Genomic DNA, 24,808 nt, shown 5'->3' with positions numbered 1-24,808 from the left:
CGGAGACGCGTCTGCGTCGATCAACCGCCCAATAGACTACGAGAGCGCGATCTGAAAAAAACGTGCTGGTGGCGAGGATATTAATCCTCAAATCTCCTCGAGTGTTGCGTCCTCGCTGTCCGTCTGAAGAATGGTTTGCGACAGCAGTACGGCGGCTCTTTGAAGTGGAGGAATGAAGCGATCAAGCTCTACAAAGCTGACTCGTGCCGCGGGCACCGATACGCCAAGGCAGGCTATCAGCTGTCGGTCCGGGGAAACGATCGGAACTGCGCAGCCGACGACGCCCTTCACATATTCCTCATTGGTCTTGGCCCAACCTTGACGGCGTGTCTCTTCGAGTAGTCTTAGGAGGGTGTCGCAATCCACAATGGTGTTATCAGTTGGCCAATCTCGCCGACGCCGCCCCAGCAAGGCATCCAACTGCGGCGCCACCGATTGAATAGTTTTGTCCAGCTTGAGATCACCTATTGGCTCTCGAGCAGCGACTATGGCGGTGCAACTGTAGGCGTCCGATTGTGTTAGCAAGGGTAACCCCGCTCATCCCAATCAAACCGAAAGCGGAACATAATACAGTCGCGAGAAAGGGCTTTGTCACTTTGGCGATGCTTTCGCGGATAGGTTCTTCGCCTGGTATGTACAACTTGACGCTACGTGCGATTCAAGTCCCTTCGAGGGCTTGTTGCGTGAGTGCTTCCCATAGCTAGGACGAGTGGTCGAGTTGCCATCATTGGAATCTCTTTACCCGCGAGCTGCTTCTCTGTCGGAAATGAGGCAGACCGGTTAGAGGAAGCGGGCCGAGGTCATGCTAAGGCTCGATCTTGTCGTGTCATCCATGTCAGTTGAAGGGGGCCAATGTCGGAAACGTGACAAGGCGGCCCGCCATTTCAGAAGGTACGCTGACGTCTACGCGGATCTCACTCTCCTGAAGCAAGACCGGCATCAGATTCCGAGAGCGGCACGCGGATTGCTGGTATGAGCAGCAAAGAGCCGCGCGGCCAAAACCGTCGCAGCGGCTCCGTCCCAGGAGATGCACGATGAGACTTGCCCGATTTATCCTGATCAACGCAACTGTTATGCCGCTTATGCTCGGAAATGCGGGAGCGGCGAACATAAATGTGGCGGTGACAGCGCCCCCCACCGAGCCGGCGAAGATTGCAGCGGGTAAAGCTGTTGGCGTCGACGCTTTCGGTAAGACCGTGTTTAACTTTGCATCCAGGCAGGTTACGATGGAACGTTCTTCTGGATCGATCCAAAGGAGGAGCTGGCAGTCGTTTTCATGGCGCAGACCCCAGGATCTACTCGCACCTACTATTACCGCATGATCAAGGCGCTGGTCGCGCAGGCACTGGGCAACTGATCCCGAAGCATTGTTGCCGCCTTCGTCGAGAGCAGAACCAGTCTGAGAGAGTCGAGCAACCTTTGGCAATAGCTTTGGAGAGCAACATGGTGCTGCGCATGGAATCCTCGGCTCCTCCTATTAAAGTGCAGAGCTGGCTGCGGGGCCAGCCCCTGACGAACTTTCAGCCCGGGAAAGTGTACATCGTCGAATTTTGGGCGACTTGGTGCGGGCCATGTGTGGAGGCGATGCCCCATCTGGTGCAGCTGCAAGAGCAATACAGAGACAGGGGGCTCGAGGTCGTCGGAGTCGCAGCCAACGAAAGAGCCTCAACGACGAACGAGGCCCGAACCAAGTTGGACGCGTGGTTGACCGAAAAGTTTCCGAAGCTGAACTATCGGATCGCGTTCGACTACTCAGGCGAAATGGACAAGCTCTGGATGGAGCCCAGTTTTTCTTTCGGAATTCCCACGTCGTTCGTCGTCGACCGTGACGGCCAGATCGCCTTTATCGGACATCCGACGCAACTCGATGACGTTTTGCCGAAAGTTCTCGACGGCATCTGGCGAACTAGCGATGAAGCCAAAGCCGCCGATACGAACCGGACCGACGAAAACCAACGCATAACCCGCGAAATAGCGGTGCTCAAGCCAATCTACGCCAAACTTCAGCCGGCGATGGAGGCGGAGGATTGGAAAGCCGCGTTCTCGGCCGTTGAAGAGGGCCTTGCCTTGGTGCCTAATCAAATCGAATTCCGCCGGCTTCATGCCCATCTGTTGCTTCACAAAATGCGCGACATGCGGACGGGCCTGCCGGCCATGCGCCAATTGGTTCGCGACGCGATCGACCAAAGGTCCGAGCAGTGGATGACTATAGCTATAAGCGAACTCTTCGGTCCGGCGATTGACACGTCCCATCTCCCGCGTGCCGAGCGCTTTGCGATGGGTAGGGATCTGTCCGAACACATCCTGGCCCTAAATCCCCCGCAAGGCGACGGCTACAAGTTCCTGGCATATGGGGCGGTCGCTCAATATTATTACGAGAGCGGCAACAAGGAACGCGCGATCGAGTTGGTGGAGCTGGCACTGAAATCGCTGGACCATCCGAAGCCTATGCAGGACAAAATGAAACAGCTCTACGTACCGCGGTTGCTCCAGGCCCTAGCCAGCTACAAGGGTGAGAAGGCTTGTTACGGAGAGTTTTGTTCGGCTCCGCAAAGCAAGTCTCCTGAAGAGCTGACGGAGGCGAAAAATGAAAAATAGGGGCGATAATCGGAATTTGTTTACTGGCCATTCCTCCCATTCTCTGGCAGGCCAGTCGCAAGCAGAGTCCATGCAACACAGTTGCGGATCGTTTGCGGCAGGTTGGAGCTGCGAGTCTTGCGATGAGCGGATTCAGTGCGTCGCAAATCCTCCGTGTCGTCGATCTCCCAGCCGGAGTTCGTCGCGGCGCGGCGTGGCATCTCGGAGATGCTCGATCATGATCACACCCTGTTTGACGTTATAGTTGCGCGGTTCTCCGTGTCAGTGAGGTGCGGCTGCCGGATGTCAGCTTTTGCTCAAGCGCTTCCAAGTTGCGCTCAAGCTCCATCCGCTCGGCATCCAGATCAGCCAACCGCTGTCGGATGCGCGCAATTTCTTCCCAAGCATCATTCTTATCCACCGGCCTGCAGCCCGCGCCTACGTTCATCCCGCGCGCCAACATAGACCAAAGGCGATCTCAGCTTAAGGCGGACAATGCGTCACTGCGGCCCGAGACGTCTGGGATTATGCGGAGCGGAGCACGCCGAGATCGGCGAAAACCAGCCCATCACAGGGCGGCACTTCGCATAATCCCGCTCTCCGCATCGATGTTATGTGGTGCACCACATAAGGCCGAGATCGGCGCAGCCTGGTCGAAGCGCTCCGGAGAGGGCCGCGATTACCTCTCGCTCAAGCTCGACGACCCCTCGTTCAACGCACCGATCTACGCGAACCTGTTCGACGACGAAGGCGGCGAGGGCTACACGCTCCTCTGGTCGCGCCCGCGCAAGAACGGCGAGTAAGATCGCTGCACTACCCCCCGCCCGGTCCGCCGGGCGGGCTCAGGTTCGGCAGCTATCCTCCGGCATCGTCGATTGGTCCCCTGTCTGGCAGGCTGCGCAAAAGCGGAAGCCGATGCACGCATCGTGGGATTGGCAACCTGGCTGGGGCGTCACCCGTTATCGCATTGTCCAAAGCTGCTACGGGCTCCGCGTCTTCGCTGCTGCCCAAACTTTGGGTGGTGCCGTCTCGGGCATCATCAGCATGGCGCAGAGCCCGGCCGCGGTGGCGAAAAGCATGTACCAAGCGGGCGCCAATGCGTTCCCGGTAACGTGGGTCAGCCAAGTGACGACGAGTTGAGCTGTGCCCCCGAAGATCGCTATCGCAACAGCGTAGATCGTCGCGAAGCCGCCGCCGCGGATGCTCTTGGGCAACCCTTCGGCCATACCGACATAGAAGGCGCTATACGGAATCGTTCCGACGAGGGTGAGCGCGCCGAGACCTGCGAGAAGCGCCATGGGACTGCGGCTCTCTACGATCCACAAGAACACCGGATAGGTCATCAGCAGCGCGGCGATCTGCGGCCATATCATGATGGGCCGGCGTCCTGCCCGATCTGCGAGCCAGCCGCCCAAGAGTGCCGCAGCAATGCCTACCGCATTGCTGACGACAGTGGTCGCAAAGGCGAGAGGCGCAGCAACTTGCAGGGTGTTCAGCGCATAAGTCGTCATATATTCCGTGATATAGGTAAAAATCGTGCAGCTGGCCAAAATGACCAATCCCAAGCTCATCATGCGGCGGCTGGCACGCAATTTCCTTGCGGGCTCGACGGCGAGAGCCGGCGCTTCAGGTCGATGCAGCGTTTCGGGCAGGGCCCTGCGCAACCAAAGTCCGAACGGCAGCGTACAGGCACCGAGCAGAAACGCGATCCGCCATCCGTACGCATCCAGCGACTCGCTTGTCATGGTGAGGGAGAGTACTTCTCCGACCAGCGCGCCGGCCGTTGCAGCTATTTGTTGGCTGGCAGGCTGAAACGAGACGGCAAGGCCCCGGCGTCCGGCCGGGGCCGCTTCCATCAGATAGGCGGTCGTCGGACCGACTTCGCCTCCCAGGGCGAAGCCCTGCACCAAACGCGCGAAAATAACCAATATCGGAGCGGCGATCCCTATCGTGTCATACGAGGGCGTCACAGCCAACACGAGTATCGCGGCGCTCATCATGACAAAACTGGCGGTCATTGCGGGCCGGCGTCCGACTCGATCCGAGTACGAGCCGATCACAATGGCCCCGATGGGTCTGGTCACGAAACCCGCTCCGAAGGTCGCGAGCGACAGCATAAGGCTGGCGAACTGATCCTTCGCGGGGAAGAACGTGTGACCGATCTGGATGACGAAAAAGCTATACGTCCCAAAATCGTAAAATTCGAGCATATTGCCGGTCGTCGCGCCCAACACGGCATGGCTAGTCAAGCCTTCATCTGCCGGAATAAGGGCCGGCTTCGAGCTTTGCCGAGTGAATTGTTTAGCCATGCGCTTGGATCCGTCTCGAATGCGATCCGAAAATATTTCGACAGACTATGCGGAGCACCTTGCGCTCTGCATGAGCCAAGAGTGGGAGTCGCGCGACTCGCAATCTCGAAAAGCTGAATCACTACGGTGCAGCCGTGAGCCTGTACGTGGCCCATTACAATCTTTGCCGCGTCCACGAAAGCCTGCGGATAACGCCAGCGATCGCGCTCGGCGTCGCGGGATCGGGTCTGGGCGATGGTAATCTGTGTAGGCGCACCGCGACCAGATGGCTGCGCTTGAAAGGATGGCCTTGTAGCGCAGAGAATGCCGGACGCATGTACCGCTCCAGCTCGTGAACCATAGTTCGAATGTGACATTAGTGTTAAAATGGGCTTGAACCGCACGTCGCGTCAGGTTGTAGAGTTGAAAATGGGCAGCTTAGGAATGGTATGTTGGCGCAAATGACTAACAGGCAGTTCATGAGAGGTCCTGATAGCGACTGGACCCAATCACCTCGAAGATGAGTGATCGTCTCAGCAAGGCCCTGCCGCATTTTCTTGATGTGAGATGTGATGATGTGAAATGGCGGGATAAGTGGTGACGATCTCAGATTACGATGCAGGCACTTTCCAGATTTTTGGAGAGCTGGGCTACAAGGTCCAGATGGGCAACTGATCCGTGATCGAGCCATCCGTCAATCTCGCCGATGTTCGTGTCGCGACAGATGGTTTTAGCGAGAGGGGAGTGAAAGGAGCGGCTCTGAACGTTCACAGGATGGAAACGACGCTCTCCACTCTCGCGTTTACGCAAGCCAATGTGGATGGCAACGAGGCAAATCGCGCATTTGCGCATCACGTTGTTAGGTCACGAGAAAACGCTGTCGCTCCGCGAAGGGGAAATAGAACGATGCCCGATGCTGCACCCCAGATCCCCGTCACGGTTCTGACCGGCTATCTCGGCTCCGGGAAGACGACGCTGCCAAACCAGCATACTCTCCGAGACGCATGGCAAGCGGTTCGCGGTGATCGTCAACGAATTCGGAGAGGTCGGTATTGACAACGATCTCATCGTCGACACGGACGAAGAGATTTTCGAAATGAACAACGGTTGCATCTGCTGCACCGTCTGGGGCGATCTTACTCGTATCATCGCAGGGCTGATGCGGCGCAGCCGAGCCTTCGACGGCATCGTGGTCGAGACGACGGTGCTCGCCGATCCCGCCCCGGTGGCGCAGACGTTCTTTGTCGATGATGACGTTCGCCGCAAGACGAAGCTCGACGCCATCGTCACCGTCACGGATGCCAAGCATCTCCTGGAGCAGATCGATCGGGCTCCGGAAGTGCAGGAGCAACTTGCGTTCGCCGACATCGTGCTCGTCAACAAGGTCGATCTTGTCGATGCGGGAAGCCTCGCGATAGCCGAACGGCGGATCCGAGCCATTAACCCATATGCAAGGGTTCACAGAACCGAGCGCTGCGACATCGATCTAGCCCAGGTCTTGGGACGAGACGCCTTCAATCTCGAGCGCATCCTCGAAATCGAGCCGGGATTCCTGATGGAAGAACACGAGCACGAACACGACGACCGGATCAGCAGCCTGTCCCTTGTCGCGGATCGACCGCTGAAACCCAACAGATTCGTGTCTTGGATTCAGGATGTCACCCAACGCTACGGGACGGACATCCTGCGCATGAAGGGCATCGCATCAATAGAAGATGACGATCGGCAATTCGTCGTTCAGAGCGTGCACATGCTCGTTGAAGGCGGAAGTCAGCGTCTCTGGAAAGAGCAGGAGCGGCGCCAGACACGGCTTGTTTTCATCGGGCGTGACCTGCCAAGGGACTTGCTCAGGCAGGGCTGGGCACAGAATGCTGAAACGCTACACGCATTTGCAAATGCGCTGTTAACCGGAACGGTCGTTGCTCCGCATCTGGCAGATCCCTTAGCAGACGCAGCCTCCCGGTGATGCCGGTTCACGTGTGATCGTGATCCGCAACGTATCGACTAACGTAAATGATGTCGCTTGATTCAATGTTTAGCCAATCTCCGACAAGACATCACGCTCTGGGGAACCAATGACAGCAACTCAATTGATGAGAACGGTGCGAATTCCCTATTCGCTCCGTCACGTCCCATGTGACAGCCTCTATGGCCTCGTGGATGTTCCGCAGTCGCCCGAGCCGGGCGATGTCGTCGTGGCGTCTGTCGAAAAAGTTGCCAAGAACTCTGCACTGGAACTGAGTAACGGACGGCGCGCCTCGCTGCATGAGGGCGACGTTATCGCAGCAGTGTTTGGCAACCGCTACGCCACATTGCAGTTCGAAGGCTTGGTGGGCAGGAACGAAGATGCTTGCGATTTACTTTCGATGGGCGGGCTTTGCGGGATCGTCCAGAGCAAGCACAGCAAGGTGGCCGAGCCAACGAGACTGAGGCTTCTTGGTGCCGTTGCGGACAAGCACGGTCGCCCGCTGAAAATGCGCGACCATCATCTGAAAGCGGCGACTGCGCAGCGCTGGCCTCACATTGCCGTCGTCTGCGGCTCGTCCATGGACGCGGGCAAGACCTACACCGCCATGAGCATTATCAAGGGCCTGAGCAAAGCGGGGCGAAACGTGGCCGGAATAAAATTGACCGGCACCGCAACTGGTAAAGACACCTGGAACATGCTCGATGCCGGAGCCTCCGTCGCGCTGGACTTCATCGATGGCGGTTATCCGTCAACCTACATGTGCGGACACGACGAACTCCTTCAGCTTCATCACCTGCTGGTCGGCTACGCTGCCGCTCAATCGGCCGAGTACGTGGTCGTTGAAATCGCCGATGGGCTGCTGCAGCGGGAAACGGCCATGCTGCTGCAGAGCCCAAGCTTCACCAGCACCGTCGACAGCTGGATATTCGCCGGCGGCGATCCCATGGCGGCTGAATCCGGCGTCCGCATGATGCGGGGATGGGGCGTCGAGCCCATCGCCGTTTCTGGCGCTCTGACCATGAGTTCCTTGAACATCCGCGAAGTTGATGCGGCCACTGGTGTGAGTTGCCTGCGCGCCAAGGAGATACAGGACGGGGCGCTCAATGCACTGCTCGACAGGAAGTCAACGCGCAACGCAGCATCGCCGCTACGGATGACAGCATGAACCGGGGACTCGTCTATGAATGGACGCCCAATGCCAACCTGCCGCTAGGCGGCAGCATCGCCAAACGCATGGTGGACTTGGGCGCATTAAAGCTGAATGGGTTGGGACGGCCGCAGTTACGAAACGACCTGATCGAGGTTCGCAACGGAGGGCGCCGCTATCGCTGCGATTCGCAGGCCGGTACTTATGAGGATGTGGCGATCGGCAACGCCGAGCCAGACTGCAATGGCGACTTTGTCTTCGAAGCGGGCAAAGGGGGTGGACGACTCGACAAATACCCGTTTGCCCCCGAAGATTTTCAATGGCGCTACGTGCAGGCGGCACATTTCGGCGAAGTGAATACGTTCTACCACTTGCACAAATTCTCACAATATGTCGGCGAGCTATTATGCGAATTGGGCGCAACGCCGCTTCCAGCTGTCATTACCGTCGTAAATGCTCATCACGGGGTGACGGAAACCAACGGCGTCAAGGACGGCCTCCGCAAGGCGGATGATCTCTGTTGCGCATTTCAAGGCGGACATTACCGTTTGCCCTGCAAGCGGAACAGCGTCGCCGAGCATCATCCGATCGCAGTGGAGGGTGAAATCCACCTGGGGCCTGGGAGAACCCTACTCGATGGTGGTGCCCTCGTTGAACACATCGGTAGCGCCTACCGCGCCAATGCCTCGCACAACGCGGGCATTATTTATCACGAGTATGGTCATCACATCACGCGTCACACTGCCGACTTCAGGACAAACCGCCTACGTCCCCCGGCGCGCCAGGACAACAGGAAAGCGGCCATCGATGAGGGAACTTGCGATTATTGGGCAGCCACGATGCTCGACACCCCTCATATCTGGGCCTTCCATAAGCGGCATGATACCCAGTGCTGGCACCCGCGCAGCCTGGTTTCGCAAAAGACCATGGATGACTTCAACGCCTCGGCAAAAGCAGATCCCCATGTGAACGGAACGATTTGGGGGGGCGCACTGTGGGACATGCGGGCGACGATCGCGCGCAGCGGTGGCAGCGCGAGGAGCGCAGATCTCCTGGTTCTGAAGATGCTGACGTTGCTCGGATCCTGCCACGATGATGTTCCGGATGTTAAACGCACGCGCAGGCTGCGCAGCGACTATCGAACAGGGCTCTCGCAGCTCCTCAAGGCCGATGCGTTGCTCCATGATGGGAAATATTCGGCACTGATCCGTGACGTCTTCGCAAAGCGAAAGATCCACCTTCAGGTACCGGACGCGCTGAACGTGTCCCCGCGGTGTGAACTTGCGCAATTGCGCGGAGGACTGAGCCGAATCGCCGCGGAGGAGATACCGGAAACAGGTGACATCCTGCCGTCATCCGCGCTCGATAGCCAGCTCGCGCGCCGGGGCGATGGAGACTTCTCGCTTATCGCAGCGGGCGACATCATGCTCGGTGACCGGACGACGCCGCTGATCAATCGGTGGGGAGAGGATTACCCCTTCGCAGGCGTGCTTCCCTTGCTCAGGCGGTCCAGTATTGTCCTGGGGAATCTGGAGGGACCGTTCGCGGCCGAGGCGCAACGCCAGGACCGCAATTTTTCATACAAGGTCGATCCGAGGCTCGCATCTTCCCTCAAACGCGCGAACATCAATGTCGTCACGCTTGCCAACAATCATTTGCTGGATTGCGGACGACAGGGGGTGCTGGAGACATTCGATGCACTTGCCGAAGCGGGGGTCCATGCCATAGGTGCGGGCACGGATGAAAAATCGGCGCACGCACCAGCCATTCTCGATGCCGAGGGGTTGCGGATCGGCATTCTCGGCTACTACTGGAACAGGCGCACGGCGGCGACACATCGTCAACCGGGCAGCGCAATTGACTCTCCGGCTTGGTTGAAAGCGGATATTGAGGCACTGCGGCAGATCGTTGATCGGGTGGTCCTCACCTGCCACTGGGGTGTCCCCTACGAGCGGGTTCCAACCTCGGATGCCTGTATGAAGGCCCGGCTGGCCATTGATCTGGGAGCCGATCTCGTCATCGGCCATCACCCTCATGTCATTCAGCCGTTCGAGGTCTACAAGGGCCGGGCCATATTCTACAGTGTTGGCAACTTCACATTCGGGTCAGGAAACAGCAAGGCGGAAGGTCTCTTGGTGGCGGCGCGGTTTGTGTCGCTCAAGACGATGATCGAGCTCTACCCGATCTACATCAAGAATCGCGATCCTCGGGTGAATTATCAGCCCAAGATCATGACGGGCGCAGCCAGTGAGAGATGTCTTGCCCGTCTCGCCGACATGTCCGGCACGAGCGGATCCCTGTTGAGCGTCGAGAATGGCGTCGGCCGGCTCGAGCTCGCGCGGCCGAAGCACGATGAGGCAGCGCGGTGAAACTTGGCCTTCCCGACTCGCGGCATTTCCTGGCGGTAGGCTCGGCTAACGTCCCGCTGCTCGCTCTTGCAGTCTTTGCGATGCTGCTGGACGCTTTGTTAACGGTCATGAGACCGTGGCCATTGAAGGTCGTCATCGATCGCGTCATTCCCCCGTCACCAAGGACGATCCACGTACCCTTCATCGGGGAATGGTTGAGCGATCCAGCGATCGAACGGCTGCCGATCCTTTATGGTGCCTGCGCAACGACAATCCTGATTGCCATTGGCACTGGGCTTCTCACCTACTGGTATACACGGACCATGGGTGAGATTTCCCAACGTTATGTGTTCTCGTTGCGCCAGATACTATTCGCCCATATGCAGCGGCTGTCACTGTTGTTTCACGACCGCCAGCGCACCGGTGACCTGACCGCGCGGCTGACGTCCGACGTTCAATCCATCCAGGATGTCATTGCGAACAATAGCGTCATACTGCTGGGCAACATGTTTCTGTTGCTTGGTATGATCGCCATGATGTTATGGCTGAATTGGAAGTTCGCATTGATTGCGCTTTCAGTCGCACCGATTCTGTTCCTTAGCATCTATAATAACACACGCCACATCAAGAACGCTTCGCGGCAGGCAAGGAGCAGCGCAGGACACCTCGCCTCACTTGCCCAGGAAACATTGTCGTCGATTCGCATCGTGCAGGGATTGGCGCAGGAAGACCAACTGGATAGACGCTTTGCAGCCCAGAGCACCAAAAGCTTGCAGGCCTACCTCTATGGCGTGAAATACCAAGCCACAGTCGCGCCGATCGTGGATATTCTCGCGGCGATCGGCTTGTGCCTCGTTATGTGGTTTGGCGCCACGTGGGTCATGGCCGGGGAGCTTACGACGGGTGACGTCGTAATATTCTTTGCATATGTCACAAATCTCTACAGTCCCATGCGAGCTCTCTCCAAATCGTCGAACTCGACGGCGCGAGCGCTTGTCGGAATTGAGCGCATTGCTGAGGTGCTCAAGACGCGCAGCGACGTCGCTGACCTTCCCGGCGCCAAACCCCTGCGGGTTGGGGCGGGAGAAATCGAGTTTCGGGACGTTTCCTTTGCATATCCCGGAAGGCCGCGGACATTGGAATCGATCAACCTGGTTATCAATCCGGGGGAAACCGTGGCTATCGTGGGAGCGACAGGGACCGGAAAGAGCACCCTCGTCAGTCTGGTCCCGCGGCTTTACGATCCCGTGCAGGGTGCGGTGTTGATCGACGGGCAGGATGTTCGTACTCATTCTGTTAAATCAGTGCGCAGCCAGATCAGCATGGTGCCGCAAGATTCACTGCTTTTCAGCGGTACTATTCGCGAAAACATTGCATTCGGGCGACCAGAGTCGACGGACGAAGAGATTATCGCGGCAGCCCGCGTGGCGAATGCTCACGATTTCATTCAGACACTGCCCGACGGCTATGATACGGAGATCTCCGAAGGGGGCACCACGCTCTCGGGCGGCCAGCGGCAGCGTATTTCCATTGCACGAGCCTGCCTGCGGAACAGCCCAATCCTCGTACTTGACGAGCCGACGAGCGGATTGGACGTGGTCTCAGAGCGGGCTGTGATCCAGGCACTCGCGGCGGCAGCAAAAGCCAGGACCACTCTGATTATTGCGCACCGATTGGCAACGGTGCGTTTCGCCGATCGTATCATCGTGTTGGATCGCGGGCGCATCGTCGAAATGGGTACGCACCAGCAGTTATTGGCGAATCTGGGGGGGTATGCCCGTCTTTATGATCTGCAATCTCTTCAGTACAAAACTGAAAAGCAATTTTCGGCATCCGAGATCACTGCGTGATTCCGCGGAACATTCGCCCTCATTGATGCGGAGTCACAGGCTCCGCGCAACCTAGCTGCGCACTTCGTCGGCCAGCGGATGCAAAACATCGGTCCCGGCCAGACCGACCAGGCTGCAGCCGTTGCCCTTGTCCGCCCAGGCGAAGCCATTCATGGCGTCACACGATTGCGAGCACCGGAATCCGATCAACATCGACATTCCGTTGCACCCGGCGCTTACTGTGAACGTTGCGGCGGCAGAGGTGAGCAGCAACATGACGTTCCTGCTCACCGAATTCGGCAAGCCGTTCACGGCGAACGGGTTCGGGAACAAGTTCAAAGACTGGTGCCGCCAAGCTGATCTTCCGCACTGCGTCCGCAAGGCCACGTCAACCGCGCTCGCCGAGTCCCGTGCTACGCCGCACGAGATCATGGCTGTTACCGGACACTAGACGTTGGAGGAAGTTGAACGGTACACAAAGGCAGCCAGTCGCAGAAAGACAGCCGACGCAGCAATGGCCAAATTGGTCTAAGACGCGACAACTTTATCGGGCGCTGATCAATTCCAGGACCGAGTCCATCGGGGTCACGACGGAATATCCAGAGTTCATCACAGCAGTGCTCCTCAAGCAGGAATGTGAGAATTATCAAACGGAACAAATTGGCTGATCAAGCCGATCACCCGGAGGTTGTTTTGGGCGAAGTAACGCTCAACCTCGACAACCGGACCGCCACTATTCCCGGGGAATGATTCGCAGTCGGCAATTATGGTTCGGAGCTTCGAGTTCTTTCCTGCGACAAGTCCCTTCCTCAAAAGGGGACGCTTGTAGTCTATTTGAGGAATGTCCGCGAGCCCGATCGATACGGGGTATCCAAGCACAAGTACGTCATTGCCGATGACGACGTCGTTACGCTGGCTTGAGGAGTTTTCCTCCATAGCATCCCATCGCACCATACGTGTTCCACGCGGCCCCACTTGCAGGCCGCTGCAAGATGAGGGAAAAACCCACGCCCACGGTTATTGGCGCTCGTATTGCAAAGCAGCGGAATGCCCGTCAGCGCTTCATATGCGACCAGAAGCTCGGCAACTTTGTGTTGAGAAGTCCTGCTGATCGTCTGCAGTCGCGCAGATCCGTCGAGATGGACAACCGCGGGGATTTTGTGCTGCCATTCTGTCCGAGTCTGATGCTCGAAAAGCATGTAAGGATCCGGCGTTCCTGGATCGAAAATTTCCGGCGCGCGATCTTCCAGGCAGATCGGCGCCACTGGCCGGAAGTGCTCGCGATGCTTGATGTCATTGAGATAGTCCTTCATTCCCGGCGATGTTGCGGCTGCAAGAATGCTTCTGCTACCCAATGCCCGCGGCCCAAGCTCGGCGCGGCCGGCAAGAAAAATCACCGGCTTGTCGCTGGCGAGAATAGTCGCCAGTTCATGCATATTGCAGGGCGAAGCATCCCATTCAGGCGGCACATCACTACCTTGCAGCGCCGGACCACTGTAGACCGACCACAGCAACGGCATGAGGCCTTTGTCCGCTACCATTGCACAACAGGCTGCACCGATCGCGGAGCCACTGTCATTTGGAAATGGCGGTACCCAAACAGCATCGAACAGTCCTGCCGAACGTAGTGTACTGTTCCATTTGATATTGAGGCCGCAGCCGCCTGCTATGCACAAATTGCGAGCGGAAAAGTCCGACTGCCGTTGCAAAGCATTCGCCATTTTGTGCACGAGCAGGCGCTCGAGGAAACAATGAAAGGATGCGAGCACATCCTCGGCCGCCTTGGCCTTCAACCGCGGCGCACTTGCGTCGAAGAAGTCGTGAATGGTCGTAAGCTCAAACTCCATGCTCCCGAGATCAGTACGGTAACTTTCGCGCTTGGTGTCAGCTTCAAAGTGCTCTTTGTAGAGCTCCTGAAAGACCGTGATGATGTTTTCGTCGACGGAGCCGAGGGCGATATAGGCCATCAGCTTGCCGGCGACACCTAGATCGAGCTTGCCGGCGCCGCCTGGATCCACCTTGCCAGGTTTACCCAGGTCCCAATTGGTACGATTAGCCCGCTTGTATGGCCCAAAATGAAGGCCCGCAGCGGCATAGATGTGCCCAAACAGCGGGAATAAGCTGTCGATGAACCGGGCGCCTCCGCGTTCTACATGATAGAGTCGTGGGTAGGTGCCCCCATCCCACACGAGGCAGAAAGCAGGCTGTCCGGCTTTGGCGAACGGGCTGGTGCAGTATGCGGCCGCCACGTGGCTGGCCACGTGAGGATAGCTCTTATAGGGGAAATCCCTGCCGTCGAGCCTAAGGCCAAAGCCATCGCGAGATGTGAGGAGGGCCTCGGGATGAGGTTCAACATAGGACGCCCCCTTGAGCGTGACAGGAGCCACTCCGCTACGGAGTCGGTATTGAGCTTCCACTTGCCCCAGCCAGCCGTCGACGACGAACTGATCAACGTCCCGCGCATCCAGACCGTGCTCTGCCAGAGCCATGACGACTGCGTCGAGATTGTCTATCGTCTGATAACGCGGATTGTTGTTCCGCTTCTCCTGCTCGATACAAAAGACGAGCCGACCGTCCTCGATCAGGGCGATCGCTCCGTCATGCGTCAGCTTGATACCGCAGATGCGCATAATGCCTCCACTTTGATGCCGGCAATTCGATGAGTTAAAGGATCACGTCTGGATTTCGAGAACATGCGATTGAGCAATCGTCGTTGTCCCGACTGATTCTCGGGCCGCTCGGGCTAGACCGCGATCACCATCGGTCACGGTCGCATGTCCACGGCCAATTCCGTCGTCAGAGATCCGATTGCTGATGGCGCGCGAGCGTAGTGCACGACTTCGCCGATCGAAATCGGAGGCCCCGGACTAATGCCGCGTTCGCGACCCGGCAATGCGCCGGGGCCGGGGTCGCCGTTCTGCGCCCTAATGCGACCTTGAGCTTCGTGATCTCAGGGTCAATGTGGAGCATGCGCGTCAACGTTCTTGCTCTTTGTCAGTATGGAGGCACTGACTTGCTTCATCAGATCGGCGCATTCTGGCAGCATTTCCTACTCTCGCATGGCTCTTCACAGGAGGGGACGTATTGGTCGTTTCAAAGAGCGTGCCAACAGCCAGCGCTGCTTTTCTTAGCCTATTGCTATCCAGCGCGTGTCGCGTAGCGAACGGGATGTCTTGAGACCGACAGTGACGATGCAGACGCTCAGGTTACTTCGGTGGCGCACCGCAATTGTTGACAGCGCGAGGCAGCTTTGCTTCTCTCGATGCAGACTCCCCGTTGGACTCGAGATCTGCGGTACGGCGGATCTCTCCGGCCAATCGCCTCCGCATTTTGACGCCAAGCAGCTGGTTGGAAAGGACGATGACGATTCAGGAGAAAATGACGTTTGCGCGAATCTCCGACAGGCGACGGCGGAGCGAGAGGTCCGCAACTTGACTTTAGAAGCGGCAGCTGCTCGGAGTTACATTAGCGCGTCGCACGGGCTGCGCGCCGTGCAAGTTCGAACCCGCAAATACCTCCGCGCCAGAGCCGCCTTGGTTGACCCATGCTTGACGGTAGCCGCTTAAGAGGGGCGCGAGGCCCCGCCTTCAGTCAATTTGATTGAGCTGAGCGTCTCTGTGCCTAGTCTCCACACGGCGAGACCATGTTGCATTTCCAGCGGTCCCGACATCTGGCTTGAGGCAATTGTAGCCGGACAAAATAAAGCCACAGCGGCTATCCGATCTTGACAACGTAGGCAACGACCGAGCTAGTCATCTGGCTTGCTCGGCAGATTGGTTCACCGACGAATGCAGAATGCCGCGCGACGCGCAGTAGTATCGCGCTGCGGCTTGTGCACTATTCCTGGTCGACACTATCCTTGCGCGTTTGTCGGACATTGCGATGCGAAGGCGGTTTTGCCTTGAACACGCATTGTCGCTTGATGGCGTCGAGGCCCCCCGCTGTTTCTTGACAGCGCACGCAATATTGTCAGCCTCCACTCCCGCCGCTAAACCGCTGCGTTCTCCTCAGCATCGGTGAGGAAGGCAGGTCAGGCGCTTGATTGCGTGCAGCCGGTCTTGCTGACATCGAAAACTGCGTTCCGACCATCAACTTCTCAGATCGAGATCAATAGTGAACAGCGACTCATTGACGATAGACATCCGTGAGTTCTTGGAGCTCTGGCAGCGGACCTTCAACAGGCATACGCCGGATTGTCTGCTTGCTTTGTACACGGATGATGCGATTCTGCAGGGGACGTCGAGTGCAAAGCTTTATATCGGGGCCAAAGAGATAGCCACTTACTTTCGTGGTGGCGCTAGCGTGAAAATGGGTGTCTGGCACTCTGTCACGTTGGCGCACGACGTTGTCCTGGTCGCGGGCAGCTATGTCTTTTCACAGACATCGAATGGCCATCAGCAATCAACGCCGGCGCGATTCTCCTTTGTACTGCGCCGTCAGGACGACACATGGAAGATCGTGCATCATCACTCATCTGCCAACCCAACCGAGCCACGCGGCATCGCGCAGTTTGAGCATTGAATAACAAACTCAAGCGCAAATCAGCATTCGGCCCGTGCAATTGCAGGTTCAGGATCCCAAAGGCGCCGTTTGCTCAGGGGCTTTCACGAACTTCCTAAGTTATGGGCTGCTCCTCTTTAAGACGAGAGGGGGCCATACGATCGGGCCATACGAGTTCTTCGGCTCTTCATTTTGTTAGGTGCTCTGACGCGTAGCGGACGAGCTTGCCTGCCGCCTGGCGCGCGCCTTTGCTCTTCTTTTTTGAACAATGCGTTCACGTCGGCAGCGGCGATGGCCGGCCCGCAGGGCTTTTGCCGCGCCGGTTATGGCGTCGCATCTACGGTTCGGCATGGCATTTCCCCTTCGTCCATCGGCGCCCCGGCCCGGCGCCGAACAAGAAGTTCAGACGGCACGCGTGCGAAAATTCTGCCCCACCTCGCCACTTTCTTGGCAAAATTACCCAGATTTACCCACTGGGGGCAGCCGAAGTCAGGTCCGGCCAACCTGCAGTCGACTAGCCTTGCCGAATTGAGCCCATCGCAGAGTGGGTCTGCCCTTGAGATCGCAGGAGCGCCCAATGTCAATTGTCCCGCCCACGCCCGCGCAGTTGCGAGATGTCGCCTCACAATGCGGTCTTTCGCTAACTGACGAGGACATCGTCTCCTTCCGCGGACTTATCAACGAATCCCTCGAGGCCTACAGATACATCGAAGCCGTTCCGGATGAGTTGCCTCCGGTAAAATATCCACGCACCCCGGGGTATCAACCACCGCCGGAAGAAAATCTGCACAACGCTTGGTACCGCAAGGCGAGAGTCGAGGGAGCGCCGAGTGGAAAACTCAAGGGCAAGACCGTCGCTCTGAAAGATAACGTCATGTTGGCTGGAGTGCCAATGATGAACGGCTCGGCGACGCTCGAAGGATTCGTCCCAGACATCGACGCAACCATTGTCACTCGAATGCTCGATGCGGGCGCCGAGATCGCAGGTAAGGTTCATTGCGAATGCTTCTGTACATCCGGTGGAAGCCACACTGGTGCGCTCGGACCGGTGCATAATCCTCATAGGATGGGTTACTCTGCGGGCGGTTCGTCTTCGGGTTCGGCCGTTGTCGTGGCGCTTGGCGAAGCCGATATGGCGATCGGCGGCGACCAGGGCGGCTCGATACGGATGCCGTCGTCGTTTTGCGGCATCTACGGCATGAAGCCCACCTGGGGTCTTGTTCCCTATACCGGCATCATGCCCAATGAGTTGACGCTCGACCACACCGGCCCCATGACCGCAACGGTCGCCGACAACGCCTTGCTATTGGAAGTAATCGCTGGAGACGACGGGTACGATCCACGCATCAAAGCGCCGAAAGTCGAACAATATACCAAAGCACTCGGTCAAAGCACCAGCGGATTGAAGATCGGCGTGCTGAAGGAGGGGTTTGAGCAGCCGGGGGCGGAAGCCGATGTCAATACAGTGGTTCGTGAAGCGGCCAAGCGCTTCAAGGATCTCGGGGCCTCGGTGGAGACCGTATCTGTGCCAATGCACCTGCAAGGCGCGGCAATCTGGACGCCGATCGGCACCGAGGGCGCCACACAGACCATGATGTTCGGTGACGGCTTCGGTACCAGCCGATCAGACCTCTTCTCACTGTCACTCATGGACTTCCATCGAGGTTGGCGACAGAAGGCGAACCTCCTGTCAGAGCAGGCCAAGTTGTTCCTGTTGCTCGGCACCTATGTGAACAACATGTACGGGCCCCGCTTCTACGGCAAGGCCGTCAACGTCTCTCGCCGCCTGAGCGCAGCTTACGACAGGATCCTTAAGGACTACGATCTCCTTCTTCTGCCGACGACGCCCATGAAGGCGACGCAACTTCCTCCCCGTGATGCCAACCGCAAGGATTACATCACTCGCGCGACGGAGATGTTCACCAACACCGCTCCGTTCAACATCACGCATCATCCAGCGATGTCGCTGCCGTGCGGAATGCTGGATGGCCTGCCCGTCGGCCTTATGCTTGTTGGCCGCCACTTCGACGAGACCACCATCTATAAGGTGGCGCACGCGTTCGAACGGATCGGAGACTGGAAGAAGATGTGACCAGGGCAATGTCGTTGACGACAACAGACCATCGTGATGTCCGCGGCATGTTGTGGAGCTCTGCGCGTCGCCGGAATGGCCCGTTCCGACGTTAGGCAAACACGCTGTGAGCGTCAAATTCGTCGGTCGCCAATACGTAATGGCTTGGCTAGCAGACGGATTGAAAGAAAGGCCAATCATCTACAGCAAACCAATACGAGGAGGGTGCATCAATGCGTAGAATATCGACTTGGTTTCTTGCGACCGTCGCATTCCTGGGAGCTGCCGGCAACGCGATCGCCGAGGACGTCCTATCTGAAGTGTCGACACTAGAAAATGAGTATTTCAACAACTGGTCGCAAGGTGCCGAACAAGCCGCAAAAGCCCTCGGTCTGAACTATCGCATCCTTTCCGGCAAAGGAGATGCCGCAAAGCAAATCGAAATCTATGAGGCCCAATTCGGCGCTGGTGTCAGGATCACGTTCGGCGAGAATCTCGTTGCGGCGAACATAAAGCCCATCGTCGAGATGGCCAAGAAAGTCGGTGCGGTGCATGTTGCTGTTTGGGAGTCGTTGCCTGGCTTTCATCCTTTGGACGCGGGGTTAGATAACTACGCTTTCGCGACGTTCTTCTCGCCCGATGACGTCGAAAACAGCTATAGAATCGCAAAGTTGCTTTTTGACAAGATCGGCGGAAAAGGCAACGTCGCACACATTACTGGTTTTCCAGGGGTGGATGCGGACATCTCCAGAACTGCGGGCTTCGATAAAGCGCTAGCCGAATACCCCAATATCAAGCTCATCGCCCGCCAGCCTGGAAAATGGAATCAGGTTGACGCTCGCAAAGTCATGGAAGACCTGTTGGTGGCGCACTCCAAGATTGACGCTGTCTTCGGGCAAAACGACTCGATCGCACTGGGCGCGATGCAAGCCGTCGAAGATGCTGGTATGCGCATTCCGATCGTCGGCCTAGATGGCAATCGAGAAACCCTCAAGCTGGTAAAGGAAGGTCGCATTCTTGCGACAATGGGCTTTACCCCGCAGTGGCAGGCGGGTTTTGCACTGGTGCGTGCATACGATGTTGCCAAAGGATTTAAGCCGGGCCCATGCGAGCGCATGATGTATACGGGAGCCACGTTGATAACCGCTCAAAATGTAGACAAGTATCAAGCATTTCTCGCCGGCGAGAAGCTTCCGTTTGATTGGAGAAAGATGTCGCGGGTTCTTCATCCCGACGATTGGGATGCTCAAAACTATGTGTGGCCGATCGATGTGAAGACGTATTGGGGAGCTCGTACGCCGGCCGGATATAAGTTCCCGAAGGCTTATCAAGATGCCGTCGACGAAGGCTGCGTCGATCAGCTCAAGGCGGAGTATAATAATCACTATCACCAGCGTATCCCCGAGTGACGCCGTGGATGCCCCTCTCCATCGAGAGGGGCATCATGTTTACCTTGCTTTTGATGGATCGCAAAAATGCTACAAGCGTCGCGGGCCGGTTGCAGGGATAGCGAGTTAGGGCGGCGGGCCATAACCATCTTCGTGTTCATGATTGCGATTGCAGCGTTTGGCCTCGGGGCTCCGTCGTTCGGAACGCTCGCAAATATCAGGGCTATTGAACTATCGAGTTCTGTCCTTTTGCTCGCATCCATCGGCGCAACCTTTGTAATCCTGATGGGCTCGATCGACCTGTCCATCGGAGCTGTTGCTAGCTTTTGCGGGATGTTGGTCGCGCGCCTATCACCAGACCTGGGTCTATGGTCGGTTCCCATCGCATGCGTGGTCGGCTTGGTGTTTGGTGCGATCAATGGGCTGGTCTATGTCCACCTCAGAATTCCCTCGATTCTGGTAACGCTTGGAACCGCAACAACCATTTCAGGGGCAGTGCTCTTCATTTCAGATGGCCGGTCATTATCCGTATCGAACCCAGCCGTAATCGATATAGCCCAGGGCGCACTGGCGAATGTGGTCCCCAATGCGGTGCTGATCTCGGCGGTGATCTATGGTGCTGCAGTCCTCATAGGTGATCGCACGCGTTTTGGGCGAATGACGCTCGCGATCGGTAGCGACGAGCAAATTGCTGCCCTCATGGGAGTGAGGGTCAATACGATAAAAGTCCAGGCGCTTGCATTGTCAGGCCTTCTTGCCGGTCTTGCCGGAGTCCTGTTGGCGGCGCGTCTAGGATCCGCCACTGTCACAATGGGCAGTTATATGACTCTCGATACGATTACCGCGGTAGTCGTTGGCGGAACCGCGATTACAGGTGGCTCTGGCAACGTGCGCCTGACGATCATTGGGGTTCTTTTCATAACGACCTTTTCAGACGGCATGAATATTCTCGCTTTGCCGCCCTATCTGCAAACAATCATTCAGGGAACCGTCATTCTGCTGGCCGTTCTTCTGAACACGCGGCGAGCAAGCGCGGAGGACGTGAAATGAATGGCGTGGCCGCGCCGATCTACTCAATGCGTAACGCCTCCAAGCGCTTCAATGGCATTGCCGTGGTCGAAGACATCGATCTCGATGTGTTTCCCAACGAGATTGTTGGTATTGCCGGCGAAAATGGGGCAGGCAAATCAACCACACTCAAAATGATTGCCGGCATCCATGCACCGAACGCTGGAAGTATGAGACTATTTGGCAAGAGCTTCAGGCCCCTAAGCTATACCCATGCCGTTGAGGCCGGAATTTCGATGGTCTTCCAGGAGCAGGCCCTTATTCCAAGCCTGGCTGTCTACGAAAATATATTCCTCTCTTTAGAATCCTGCTTTACCAGTCGGATAGGCATCGTCGACAGAGCTGCGATGATAGCCATGAGCGAAAGACATCTCCAAAATCTCGGTCTTGGCTACATCGATCCGCGCCGCCGCACAGGCGATTACGCTTTCTATGATCGGCAGATGATCGAGATTGCCAAGGCGTTCGCGTTGGCCGAGCATTTCCATATCGATCACCCAATCATCTTGCTCGACGAACCGACTGCGGCAATCGGCGAGCGAGAGATCAAGATTCTCTTTGAATCAATTCGTCGATACCGCCGTCGCGCGTCATTCGTGCTTATCACTCACCGTCTTGTGGAATATGTGGAGCTGTGCGACCGCATTTACGTGTTCAAGGACGGGCGAAATGTCGGCGAGTTCGCAGGAGAAGAGATCTCCGAACAAAGCCTTCATCGGGCGATGGTTGGACGAATACGAGACGACGAATACTTCATGGAAACGCGCCAGCTAAGCCTGGTCGGGGCGCCAATCGCGATTTCAGCTCATGGTCTGAGCGGCCAAAACGTCAAGAATGTCAGCTTTGAGATTCGCAAAGGTGAGATCCTTGGAATTGGCGGTCTCGTCGGATGCGGCAAAGAGGCTGTTGCCAGGGCCGTCGTCGGTTTTGAACCCTTTCCCCCAAATGGTACCGTGGAATTGGGCGGCGAAGTCTTGCCGCTTCGCGGACGTGGAAAAGCGGCGATCAAGCGTGGGGTGGGTTTCGTACCCAAGGAACGCAAGAGCGAAGGCATCGTGCCTTACATGTCGGTTCAGGCAAATATGTCGTTGGCCTCGCTTCCGCTCGTCTCAAGCCTCTCTGGGTTCCTTTCCCGCTCCCGAGAGAGGCGTCTGGCCGAAAAGTACATCAATCGCTTGCGTGTGAGATGCAATGGACCAACGCAGCTTTGCCAGTTCCTTTCCGGCGGCAATCAACAGAAGGTGGTGATAGCCAAATGGCTGGCCCGAAACGTTCAAGTGCTCGTCCTCGACAATCCCACGCGGGGCGTCGACGTCGGCGCCAAGCAAGAGATCTACAGCGTTCTGAGGGACTTGGCTGAGGAGGGGGTAGCTATTCTTCTGGTTACAGACGATCTGCCCGAGCTGATTGGAATGTCAAACCGGATCCTCGTGATGCGAGACGGAGAACTTCAGTTCGAGTGCAGCGCGCCTGCCGACAATAAGCCAACGGAGCAGGAACTTGTCCAACACATGGTATGAGCCGCAAACGGCTGGGTCGAGATCAGTTGCAGAAGGAAAATTGCAGATCGCCCAGTTTTATGATCGTCGCCGTGTCCTCATAAATGCGCTCGGGCCATTGTTGCTGCTGATGGCAATGGTTGCGGTGTTCGCGCTGATCAACCCGCGCTTTCTAAGTTGGATAAATCTTTTCAACCTGATGCGGCAATCCTCGATCCTGCTGATCGTTTCAACGGGCATTACGTTTGTCATTCTTATGGGATCACTCGATCTTTCCGTCGGAGCCATTGTGACACTCGTGGCCATTTCATCTGCGGTTCTGATCCGTGACTTCGATGTCGGTGCAACCGGGATAGCCTTCGCTGCGGCAGGCATGGGAGCGCTTTGTGGTCTTGTAAATGCTACGCTCGTTCTTCGTCTCCGGCTCCCGTCGTTCGTCGCCACATTAGGCTCGATGACTATTCTTGGCGGCATTTCTACGTGGATCAGCGGGGGCGGCAATGTGTTTTTCCAGAGCCCGAACCTCACATGGATTGCTTCCGGCTCCATGATCGGCCGTATTCCGAACTCCGGAGTTTGGGCGCTTCTCATTTTTGCTGTGGCTTCTTTTGTCGGTGCGAGAAGCCACTTCGGAAGAGCCCTGTTTGCGATCGGGGGGGGCGGCCTCACAGCGCGACTTTCGGGCATTGACGTCCTTCGCATCAAAGCGATCGCTTTTGTTGTCTGCGGAATGCTTTGCGGCGTTGCGGGCTTGCTGCTCGTCGCGCGAACATCAACCGGAACTTCGCGTATGGGTGATGATTTGTTGCTTCAGGCGATCGCCGCGGTCGTCATGGGCGGTACTGCGCTATCTGGAGGGGCGGGGGGAGTCCATCGCACCCTGACTGGCGTTCTGGTGATTGCCGTACTGCAAAATGGTCTCAATATCGCGGGCGTGCATACATACCTGCAAATCATGGTGACGGGGCTTATCGTCGTTCTGTCTGTTACGATAACTCTCGATCGATCTCGGCTAGCCTTTATTAAATAGTGGAGCATTGTCAGGGGCGATATTGAACGGAGAACCGCCTGCGTCTGACTCGCTTGATATAGACGCGCTGGTGCCGAAAAAGGTATCGGACTGGATTGCTCGCGTTGTTGGTCAGAAGATCCCCACAGCCGATAATGCTCGTCGACGCCCTGGCGGCGGAATCGAATAACGCGTCGAGAGCTCCGCTTCTAGATGCGTCAGTCGAATGTCTGCCCAACTGGCTGCCGGCTCGGTGTCATCTTAAATGCGGCCCTATGAGATGAGCTTGCCGGCACGATGCATCGCCTCGAGCATCCGCGTGCGGGATTGACGTCGGTAACGACGTTAGCGATCGGCCCCCTTGAGATCTCGCTTCGATACATGGCCGGTTGCTGCTCGAGCGCGTGTTTGCCGCCAGTCGCTTTGGATTGGGAATAGGCTAGCCCGGCCTCGTGGCGGCGAAGTGCCCGCTGCTCTTTGACAGCCGCGCGGGACCGGAGTGCCGGCGAGCATTGTTATTCTCCCCGTGCGACTCCGCAAGCTCGTGCTTCCAGGACGCGGCTAAGTAGCTGTCGTGTCAGACCAGGATGAGAGTTGCGTCTTATACGGTCGGTTACCCAACGTTACCCAGATGCTGGTCGCGCGGCAGTGACCGCTCGGGCCATCGTCTGAATAATAGCAATCGGCAACCAAAAATCCGCTCTGACCTCTTGGGTCTGATTTCCTGGGTGTGATCTCTTGGGTCCGCTGGCAGACCGGTTCGTCTGCTTTCTCCCGAGACTTGAGCCGCTGCCGGAGAAATCCGGCAGCGGTGTTTTTTTGACAGGCACCATGCCGCCATTTTTGCGGCAGTGATGGCGAGGTGATTGCCGGCAAGATCGACCGCCCGCGGCAAGGAGTCACCCTGAAAAATGCGCCTTACACGAACGCAGTGAGCGAAAAGGGCGGGCGGCGAACAGTCATTGACCCAAAGTGTTCACGGCGAGCGGCGCTGGAGGGCATGTGACAAATGCATCCGGCCCTCCGAGCCTTGAAATACGCTCGCGAGATCGTCCTTTGGAAGCGCGCTATCTGGATGCCGAGTGCCGCAACCCCGTCGCAAAGCCAAGAGCATG

The 24,808-nt window shown here is 57.3% G+C and carries 16 protein-coding genes and 2 pseudogenes; 14 read left to right on the top strand and 4 right to left on the bottom strand.

Annotation, left to right across the window (positions count from 1 at the left end; genetic code table 11):
• Positions 1-87 precede the first annotated feature (87 nt).
• The gene (locus AKN84_RS39610) at positions 88-441 is read right to left on the bottom strand and encodes an IclR family transcriptional regulator domain-containing protein (protein ID WP_430649968.1); all 354 of its coding nucleotides are present in this window, start codon (positions 439-441) and stop codon (positions 88-90) included.
• Positions 442-1,034: 593 nt separating this feature from the next.
• Here AKN84_RS39610 and AKN84_RS46705 point away from each other — a divergent pair.
• Both AKN84_RS46705 and AKN84_RS39605 read left to right on the top strand, forming a co-directional pair.
• Positions 1,035-1,322 carry a hypothetical protein gene (locus AKN84_RS46705; protein WP_128971563.1) on the top strand — a complete coding sequence of 96 codons (288 nt, stop codon included), beginning with the start codon at positions 1,035-1,037 and terminating at the stop codon, positions 1,320-1,322.
• 121 nt (positions 1,323-1,443) lie between these two features.
• Positions 1,444-2,598 (top strand): TlpA disulfide reductase family protein, encoded by a 1,155-nt coding sequence (locus AKN84_RS39605; RefSeq protein ID WP_128971562.1) that lies wholly within the window; start codon positions 1,444-1,446, stop codon positions 2,596-2,598.
• A 238-nt stretch (positions 2,599-2,836) separates the two neighbouring features.
• On the opposite strand, the gene AKN84_RS39600 is transcribed toward AKN84_RS39605, so the two are convergent.
• The gene (locus AKN84_RS39600) at positions 2,837-2,998 is read right to left on the bottom strand and encodes a hypothetical protein (protein ID WP_162240934.1); all 162 of its coding nucleotides are present in this window, start codon (positions 2,996-2,998) and stop codon (positions 2,837-2,839) included.
• Positions 2,999-3,206: 208 nt separating this feature from the next.
• Here AKN84_RS39600 and AKN84_RS39595 point away from each other — a divergent pair.
• Positions 3,207-3,380, top strand: a pseudogene (locus tag AKN84_RS39595) (DUF736 domain-containing protein); the annotation flags it as partial.
• Between the two features lie 177 nt (positions 3,381-3,557).
• Here the strand turns inward: AKN84_RS39595 and AKN84_RS39590 are convergent.
• The gene (locus AKN84_RS39590) at positions 3,558-4,886 is read right to left on the bottom strand and encodes an MFS transporter (RefSeq protein ID WP_050425796.1); all 1,329 of its coding nucleotides are present in this window, start codon (positions 4,884-4,886) and stop codon (positions 3,558-3,560) included.
• 885 nt (positions 4,887-5,771) lie between these two features.
• Here AKN84_RS39590 and AKN84_RS39585 point away from each other — a divergent pair.
• From AKN84_RS39585 to AKN84_RS47905, 5 genes and pseudogenes are all read left to right on the top strand, one after another.
• A pseudogene (locus AKN84_RS39585) lies at positions 5,772-6,726 on the top strand (CobW family GTP-binding protein); the annotation flags it as partial.
• Between the two features lie 214 nt (positions 6,727-6,940).
• Entirely contained in the window at positions 6,941-7,999 is a 1,059-nt protein-coding gene (locus AKN84_RS39580; RefSeq protein ID WP_128971560.1) for a P-loop NTPase family protein, read from the top strand.
• On the top strand, positions 7,996-10,350 hold the full coding sequence (locus AKN84_RS39575) for a CapA family protein (protein ID WP_050425794.1): 2,355 nt from the start codon (positions 7,996-7,998) through the stop codon (positions 10,348-10,350). The genes AKN84_RS39580 and AKN84_RS39575 overlap by 4 nt, the downstream gene beginning before the upstream one ends.
• Complete coding sequence (locus tag AKN84_RS39570; RefSeq protein WP_050425793.1) at positions 10,347-12,179, top strand: ABC transporter ATP-binding protein; 1,833 nt, start codon at positions 10,347-10,349, stop codon at positions 12,177-12,179. Before AKN84_RS39575 ends, AKN84_RS39570 begins: the two co-directional genes overlap by 4 nt.
• A gap of 151 nt (positions 12,180-12,330) precedes the next feature.
• Complete coding sequence (locus tag AKN84_RS47905) at positions 12,331-12,609, top strand: hypothetical protein (protein ID WP_050425792.1); 279 nt, start codon at positions 12,331-12,333, stop codon at positions 12,607-12,609.
• Positions 12,610-12,988: 379 nt separating this feature from the next.
• On the opposite strand, the gene nodU is transcribed toward AKN84_RS47905, so the two are convergent.
• Positions 12,989-14,788 carry a nodulation protein NodU gene (gene nodU / locus AKN84_RS39560; RefSeq protein ID WP_050425791.1) on the bottom strand — a complete coding sequence of 600 codons (1,800 nt, stop codon included), beginning with the start codon at positions 14,786-14,788 and terminating at the stop codon, positions 12,989-12,991.
• A gap of 1,483 nt (positions 14,789-16,271) precedes the next feature.
• On the opposite strand from nodU, the gene AKN84_RS39555 reads away from it, so the two are divergent.
• The 6 genes from AKN84_RS39555 (at position 16,272) to AKN84_RS39530 (ending at position 23,714) form a co-directional block, all read left to right on the top strand.
• The gene (locus AKN84_RS39555) at positions 16,272-16,679 is read left to right on the top strand and encodes a nuclear transport factor 2 family protein (protein ID WP_050425790.1); all 408 of its coding nucleotides are present in this window, start codon (positions 16,272-16,274) and stop codon (positions 16,677-16,679) included.
• A gap of 556 nt (positions 16,680-17,235) precedes the next feature.
• On the top strand, positions 17,236-18,750 hold the full coding sequence (locus AKN84_RS39550; RefSeq protein WP_050425789.1) for an amidase: 1,515 nt from the start codon (positions 17,236-17,238) through the stop codon (positions 18,748-18,750).
• A gap of 212 nt (positions 18,751-18,962) precedes the next feature.
• Positions 18,963-20,138, top strand: coding sequence for a sugar ABC transporter substrate-binding protein (locus tag AKN84_RS39545; RefSeq protein WP_050425788.1), 1,176 nt, complete (start codon positions 18,963-18,965; stop codon positions 20,136-20,138).
• Positions 20,139-20,204: 66 nt separating this feature from the next.
• Positions 20,205-21,167 (top strand): ABC transporter permease, encoded by a 963-nt coding sequence (locus AKN84_RS39540; protein ID WP_050425787.1) that lies wholly within the window; start codon positions 20,205-20,207, stop codon positions 21,165-21,167.
• The gene (locus AKN84_RS39535) at positions 21,164-22,705 is read left to right on the top strand and encodes a sugar ABC transporter ATP-binding protein (RefSeq protein WP_050425786.1); all 1,542 of its coding nucleotides are present in this window, start codon (positions 21,164-21,166) and stop codon (positions 22,703-22,705) included. Before AKN84_RS39540 ends, AKN84_RS39535 begins: the two co-directional genes overlap by 4 nt.
• The gene (locus AKN84_RS39530; protein ID WP_128971559.1) at positions 22,686-23,714 is read left to right on the top strand and encodes an ABC transporter permease; all 1,029 of its coding nucleotides are present in this window, start codon (positions 22,686-22,688) and stop codon (positions 23,712-23,714) included. Before AKN84_RS39535 ends, AKN84_RS39530 begins: the two co-directional genes overlap by 20 nt.
• Positions 23,715-24,808: the final 1,094 nt, after the last annotated feature.

The organism is Bradyrhizobium tropiciagri (genome assembly GCF_001189845.1).
GTDB lineage: Bacteria > Pseudomonadota > Alphaproteobacteria > Rhizobiales > Xanthobacteraceae > Bradyrhizobium > Bradyrhizobium tropiciagri.
Note: the sequence above shows the minus strand (reverse complement) of the source record. Positions and strands in the feature narration are given on the sequence as shown.